Source organism: Actinomadura sp. KC345 (genome assembly GCF_004348515.1).
In the GTDB taxonomy this organism is placed as follows: domain Bacteria; phylum Actinomycetota; class Actinomycetes; order Streptosporangiales; family Streptosporangiaceae; genus Spirillospora.
The window spans coordinates 1-5,663 of sequence record NZ_SMKH01000406.1 but is presented as its reverse complement, the minus strand read 5'-3'; the positions used below and the strand labels follow the sequence as shown (position 1 = coordinate 5,663).

The 5,663-nt window shown below is 72.2% G+C and carries 6 protein-coding genes and 1 rRNA gene; 1 reads left to right on the top strand and 6 read right to left on the bottom strand.

All coding sequences use genetic code 11. The features are described from left to right. The coding region (locus E1281_RS40840) for a nitrate- and nitrite sensing domain-containing protein (protein ID WP_165959264.1) at positions 1 to 2,380 on the bottom strand (2,380 nt) is incomplete at its 3' end. A 270-nt stretch (positions 2,381 to 2,650) separates the two neighbouring features. On the opposite strand from E1281_RS40840, the gene E1281_RS36725 reads away from it, so the two are divergent. Beyond that, positions 2,651 to 3,142, top strand: coding sequence for a DUF523 domain-containing protein (locus E1281_RS36725; RefSeq protein WP_131884311.1), 492 nt, complete (start codon positions 2,651 to 2,653; stop codon positions 3,140 to 3,142). Between the two features lie 220 nt (positions 3,143 to 3,362). Here the strand turns inward: E1281_RS36725 and E1281_RS36720 are convergent, their stop codons facing one another. The 5 genes from E1281_RS36720 to rrf all read right to left on the bottom strand — a co-directional run bounded on the left by E1281_RS36720 (position 3,363) and on the right by rrf (position 5,661). Continuing rightward, positions 3,363 to 3,917, bottom strand: coding sequence for a hypothetical protein (locus E1281_RS36720; RefSeq protein ID WP_131884310.1), 555 nt, complete (start codon positions 3,915 to 3,917; stop codon positions 3,363 to 3,365). Then, entirely contained in the window at positions 3,914 to 4,450 is a 537-nt protein-coding gene (locus E1281_RS36715; RefSeq protein ID WP_279433686.1) for an SMI1/KNR4 family protein, read from the bottom strand. The genes E1281_RS36720 and E1281_RS36715 overlap by 4 nt, the downstream gene beginning before the upstream one ends. Positions 4,451 to 4,505: 55 nt before the next feature. Continuing rightward, positions 4,506 to 4,844, bottom strand: coding sequence for a hypothetical protein (locus E1281_RS36710; RefSeq protein WP_131884308.1), 339 nt, complete (start codon positions 4,842 to 4,844; stop codon positions 4,506 to 4,508). A gap of 14 nt (positions 4,845 to 4,858) precedes the next feature. After that, positions 4,859 to 5,392 carry a hypothetical protein gene (locus tag E1281_RS36705; RefSeq protein WP_131884307.1) on the bottom strand — a complete coding sequence of 178 codons (534 nt, stop codon included), beginning with the start codon at positions 5,390 to 5,392 and terminating at the stop codon, positions 4,859 to 4,861. A gap of 152 nt (positions 5,393 to 5,544) precedes the next feature. Next, positions 5,545 to 5,661 (bottom strand): 5S ribosomal RNA (gene rrf / locus E1281_RS36700). Between the last annotated feature and the right edge of the window lie 2 nt (positions 5,662 to 5,663).

Genomic DNA, 5,663 nt, shown 5'->3' with positions numbered 1-5,663 from the left:
CCCCGGTCTCGTACGGACCGGAACCGGTTTCGGTGAAAGCGACGTTCTCGTCGTCCCCGGTGAGTTCGGTGTGCCCGGTGTGCTGGGTGTCCCCGGTGCGTTCGGTGTCCCCGGCGTGTTCGGTCTCCGCGCGGTGCCGGCCCCGCAGCAACGCCGACATCAGGTCGCGTGCGGCCTCCGGTGAGCGCTCGGCGCCCGCGTCGGCGGCCTCCTGCTCCCGCCGCGCCCGGAGCCGGGGCGCAAGGCTCGCCTGGCGGCGCCGCGCCGGCAGCGGGAACTCCCCCGAGGCCGCCGCCCGCGGGGACGCGGTCGCGTCCGCGCGCACGACCGGGTCGGTCGTCTCGGCGGGCCGGAACCGCAGGTCCCGCTCGGCCGTACCGCGGACGCCCGGGACGGCCTGCAATCCGGCCCGAGCCCCTTCCTCGCTCCCGGACGGGCGGCTCGCCTGCGCTTCGACCACCAGTTCCTCAGGAATCAGCACGATGGCGACCAAACCCCCATAAGGCGAGCGGCGCAGCGACACCTGGATCCCGTGCCGGGCCGCCAGCCGGGCCACCACGAACAGGCCGAGCCGGGCACTGTCGTCCAGGTCCAGTTCGGGGTCGGTGGCCAGCAGCCGGTTCGCCTGGGCCAGGAGGGACGGCTCGATGCCGAGTCCGCGGTCCTCGACCTCCAGCGCGAAGCCGTGCACGACCCTCTGCCCGGTCACCCGGATCGCGCTGTCGGGCGGGGAGAACGCCGCCGCGTTCTCGATCAGCTCGGCCAGCAGGTGGATGGTGTCGGCGACGGCCGGGCCCCGCAGCGCGGCACGGCCCATGGGCACCACATCGACCCGGGCGTAGTCCTCGATCTCCGACACCGCCGCACGCGCCACGTCCACCAGCCGGACGGGGTCGCGCCAGCTGCGCCCGGACGGCCGCCCGGAAAGGATCACCAGGCCCTCGGCGTGCCGCCGCATCCGGGTGGCCAGCGAGTCCAGCTCGAACAGCCGCCGCAGCTCGTCGGGGTCCTCGGTGCCGCGCTGCATCCCCTCCAGCATCCGCAGGAGCCGCTGCACCAGCGACTGGTTGCGGCGGGCCAGGGTCACGAACACCTCGTTCAGCCGTTTGTGCGCGGCCGCCTCGCCTTCGGCGGCCCGCACGACCGCCCGCCGGGCCTCGGCGAACGCCCGGTCGATCTGCTCGATCTCGGTCACCCGGAACGCCGCGCCCGCCTCGTCCCCGGCGTCGTCGCGCACCGGCTCGCCGCGCCGGGCCCGCTCGCTGATCTCCGTCAGCCGCCGGTCGGCGAACGCGGTGACGCTCGCGGCCATCTCGCGGCACTCCACGACCAGCCGTCGACCGGCCCGGATCGCGACCAGGACGGCCACGACCACCGCGACCAGCCCGAGCCCGCCCGTGAGGCCGAGCCGCAGCAGCACCGCGTTCGCCTCGTCCTTCGCCTGCGCGGTGTTGGCGGAGCGGATCGCGTTGGAGAACTCGGTCAGCCGCCAGTCGACGTCCTCGGTGGAGGTGTGCCAGGCGCCGATGTCGACGGCCGGCCGCTCCTCCGTGGGGCCGCCGCGCATCAGCCTGTCCTCCAGCTCCTTGAAGCGGGTGAACTGCGGGCCGGACATGATCTTCTCGTAGCGGGCCCGTTCGTCCGGGGGCAGGCCGCGCGACGCGTACCCGTACAGGAACCGGTGCGTCCCGGCGAACCGCACCAGCTGCAGGTGCTCCTCCTCGCTCAGCGACCCGGCCGCCAGCGCGCCGGTGACCAGCGCGTCCTCGCGGGCGAGGTTCTCCCTGGCGCGTTCCAGCGTGCGCAGCACCCGGTCGGCACGCACCAGCGCCGGGTCCAGGGAATGCACCTCGTCGTAGATCTCCGCGGCCAGCTCGATGTACTCGGTGTACCGGCCGAGGGCCTGGGCCCGGTTCAGCGTCCGCGCGTCCACCACCTGGCGCAGCGCCTCCAGCCCGCCCAGCGCGTCCGCCAGCCGGGACATCCGCTCCCTGGTCTCGGGACGGGTGGCGCCCGCGATCCCGTCGCCGGCCGCCGAGCCGCGGAACAGCTCGCGGGCGCGGTCGGTCTCGGCGCGCTGCGCGTCGAACCCGGACCGCCCGATCGTGGCGTCGTCGCCCAAGTACGACAGCGACATGCGGCGCTCGTCCTGCAGCGCGGCGATCACCTGGTCGGTCGGTTCGAGCACCTTCTCGGTGAACGTGCGCGCACGGGACTGCCGCAGGCCGTCCTCCAGCGACTGCGCCGCCGCGAACGCCCACAGGACGATCAGGGCGACCACCGGAAGGATCAGCAGGACGACGATCCTCGACTTGACCGACCTCGCCCTGACCGGTCTGGCCGCGGCCCGTTCCGCCTTGCCCGGCCCCGTTCTGGCCATCCTGGTGCGCCCGGCCATCAGGCCCTCGCACCGGCGGCACGGACAGCGCGCATCGCGTCCCTCGTGTCCTCCGTGACCCACCTCACGTCAATGGCGGAAACGGTACTGCATCGGGCGAGACGTTTCGACCATATGTCTCATCAGTCCGGATCGTTACTCGTGCGTTACGAAGCGGTCGGCCGTGCACCACCGAACTCCCCCGCCGCAGCTGTACCAATGGCCTGCGTACGATGGCGGCCTGCTCGAAGTGCCGCGCATAGGCTGGCTGACGTGGAACGCATACTGGTCAGCTCCTGCCTGGCGGGCCGTCCCGTCCGCTACGACGGCGCGGCCAAGCCGGTGGCCGGCGACCTCTTCGAACGCTGGCGAGCCGAGGGCCGCCTCGTCCCGTTCTGCCCCGAGATCTCGGGCGGCCTGGCCGTCCCACGCCCGCCCGCCGAGATCGTCGGAGGCGACGGCGGCGACGTCCTCGACGGAACGGCCCGCATCGTCACGGACACCGGCAAGGACGTCACGGACGAATTCCTCCAAGGCGCCCACCTGGCCCTGGACACGGCACGCCGTTCCGGCGCTCGCGTCGCGCTGCTCAAGGAGGGCAGCCCGTCCTGCGGCACCCATCGCGTCTACGACGGCACGTTCACCGGGACCTCGACCAAGGGCACCGGCGTGACGACCGCGCTGCTCCGCCGCTCGGGCATCCGCGTCTTCAGCGAGGACGAACTGGACGCCGTCCAGGCGTACCTGACCGACCTGGAGTCATGATCACGAGGTGCCCACATGCTTCGCGACGACCGGCGCCGCAGCAGGACGCTTGCTCGCTGAGGCGGCACTGCTCACCGCACCGTCGTCACCGCTGCGCGGCCACGACCACCGGCCGGCGGCTCCGCCTCATCGATGGCCTGATACTCGCAGTGGACGTCGAGCGAACACCGCTCAGGTGATGGCGGCCGACGGTGATCCAGCCGATCTGCGCTCCTCGGCTTCAGGTCACGTGGCCCGAATGGCGGACGACGTTGCCGGTGTCGCCTCCGAGACCGACCGCCCAGCGGATCGCCGCGCCGAGCGTCACCGTGCCCTTGAGGGAGGCCGCGGCCAGTGCGGGCGGGGGCGTCGAAGCCTGCCACTGGTCCGGGCGCATCGCCAGGTAGCGGAGCCCGTCCAGGTCGGCGAGCACATCGAGATCCGCGACCTCCGCGCTGGTCAGGTCCAGGCCGCTCAAACGCGGCAGGTCCCGTAGCGGAGCGATGCTTACCGGCGTTCCGGCGGAGGCCAGCCTGAGCGTGCGCAGCGTGCCGTGAGGGGCGAGGGAGACCAGGTCGCCGTCGCGCGCGGTGACCGACAGCCGCTCCAGGGGCAGGTCGCGCAGCGGGCTCAGGTCCGGGACGCGGGCGCGGTTGAGGCGCAAGGAGCGCAGGGACGGCGCGGCACCCAAGGGTGGCAGGTCGATCTCGCCGCCGTGGTGGACGAGGATCTCCTGGACACCGGACAGCTCAGCTTCGTCCGGCGGCTCCTTCGTCAGATCGAGGACCGTGGTCACCCTGCGCCGGGGCGGCCGCTCACGCGGGAGATCCAGATAGCCGGGACCAGCGTCGTAGTCGCCGCGGTCCAGAGATCGAGGTAGTCGCCGAGCAGGTCTGTCACCGAGCCCGCGACGAGCGCCGGACCCTTCTCGTGGTCGCGTCCGATGGCGATGACCTGGCCGGGACGTCCCGCGCGGGCCGGGCTCATGTCCACCGCCAGATAGTTGCCTCCGTAGTCGTAGGCGAACGGAATCCAGCCGGGGTGGCCGGTGCAGCGCCGCACCGTCTCCGGCGGGTCGGCGTCGAAGACGACGGCGTTCCAGCCCAGGTTCCAGCCGAACCAGACGCGCCTGCGATGCCCCTCGTGCGCCTGGACGACCTCCTCCAAGGGCAGCCAGACGCGCCCCTCGAAGATGCCGTCGTCGCCGTCACCGTCAGCGACCTCGTACATCACCCGCAGGTCTGCGGGAAGCTCCACCCCCATGGTGCGCTCGGCGGCCGCGATGGCGTCGGCGGAGGCGGGAGCGGCCGGCCGCCGGTCCTCCTCGATGAGCTGGGAACGCCGTTCCAGGTACTCGCGCAGCTTGGTCGCCGCGGTCTCGGGGTCACCGGCGGGCGTCGAGCACAGCGTCGTAGCCCTCCCCGACCATCCACGGCGAGACGGCGGCGTCGATGGCGAGTGCGTGGTACGCGCCGGACGGGTCGGCCGCGAGTTCCACGTGGACGGCGTTCCAGCCAAGCGCCCTGTACAGCGCGAAGAGGTCGTCGTAATCGGGAAAGACGCGCGCGGTCCGACCCGCGGGCAGCTCGTAGTCGATGGCGCCGCCGGCGCTCGGCCTGGACGCGCTTCCGGTGAGCACAGCGCGCGTCCAGCCGTCGGGCGCCTTCCGCGGCACCTGCGCGGCCAGCCGGTCGAGCAGTCCGGTGATCCGTTCGTCAGGCAATGTGGCGCTCCCTCTCATGATCGGTGGCGACGGCTTTGTACGGTGGCGATGGTTTCGAGGCCCCCGGCCTCGGGACTCGGCCGCGGTTCCGACCGCCGGGCGGCAGCCGGTTCGGCCCCACGGGCGGGAGGTGTCTGCTGCCCCACAGCACGTCGACGGTGTCCACACCGGGCGCCCTGCCCACTCGACGATCTCGACGAGGGGGGCGTTCCATCCCGCTGGTCGGGGCGCAGCGCGAGGTAGCCCAGGTCGCTCATCCCCTGCAGCACGTCCAGGCCGGGGACGTGCGGCGTGGCGGACAGATCGAAGCCATAGAGGCGGGACATCGTCCGGAGCGGCGCGACGCGGACCGGCCCTTCACCATCCCGGCCCAGCGCGAGCGCCCGCAAGGTCGGATGCGAGGCCAGCGCCTCAAGGGTTGCCTCGCTCGCACCGTCAGCCAGCGTCACGACCGGCAGGGCGCGCAGCGGGCCGAGATCGGCGGTCGCCGACCGGTTCAGCCTCAGCTTCCGCAGGCTTGGGACGGTGCCCGGCGCTGCCAGCTCCACCGCGCCCGCGTTGTTGATGTTGAATTCTTGTTGGCCTGAGCGGACGGGATAATGTCATTCACTGGTGAAGTTGTGGAGATGGAAGGCAGGCGTCCGTACCGTAGAAATGAGAAAGGGCCCCGCCTTTCGGCGGGGCCCTTCCAGCAATATGAGTCCGGCGGTGTCCTACTCTCCCACACAGTCTCCCATGCAGTACCATCGGCGCTGAAGGGCTTAACTTCCGGGTTCGGAATGGGACCGGGTGTTTCCCCCTCGCCAAAACCACCGAACG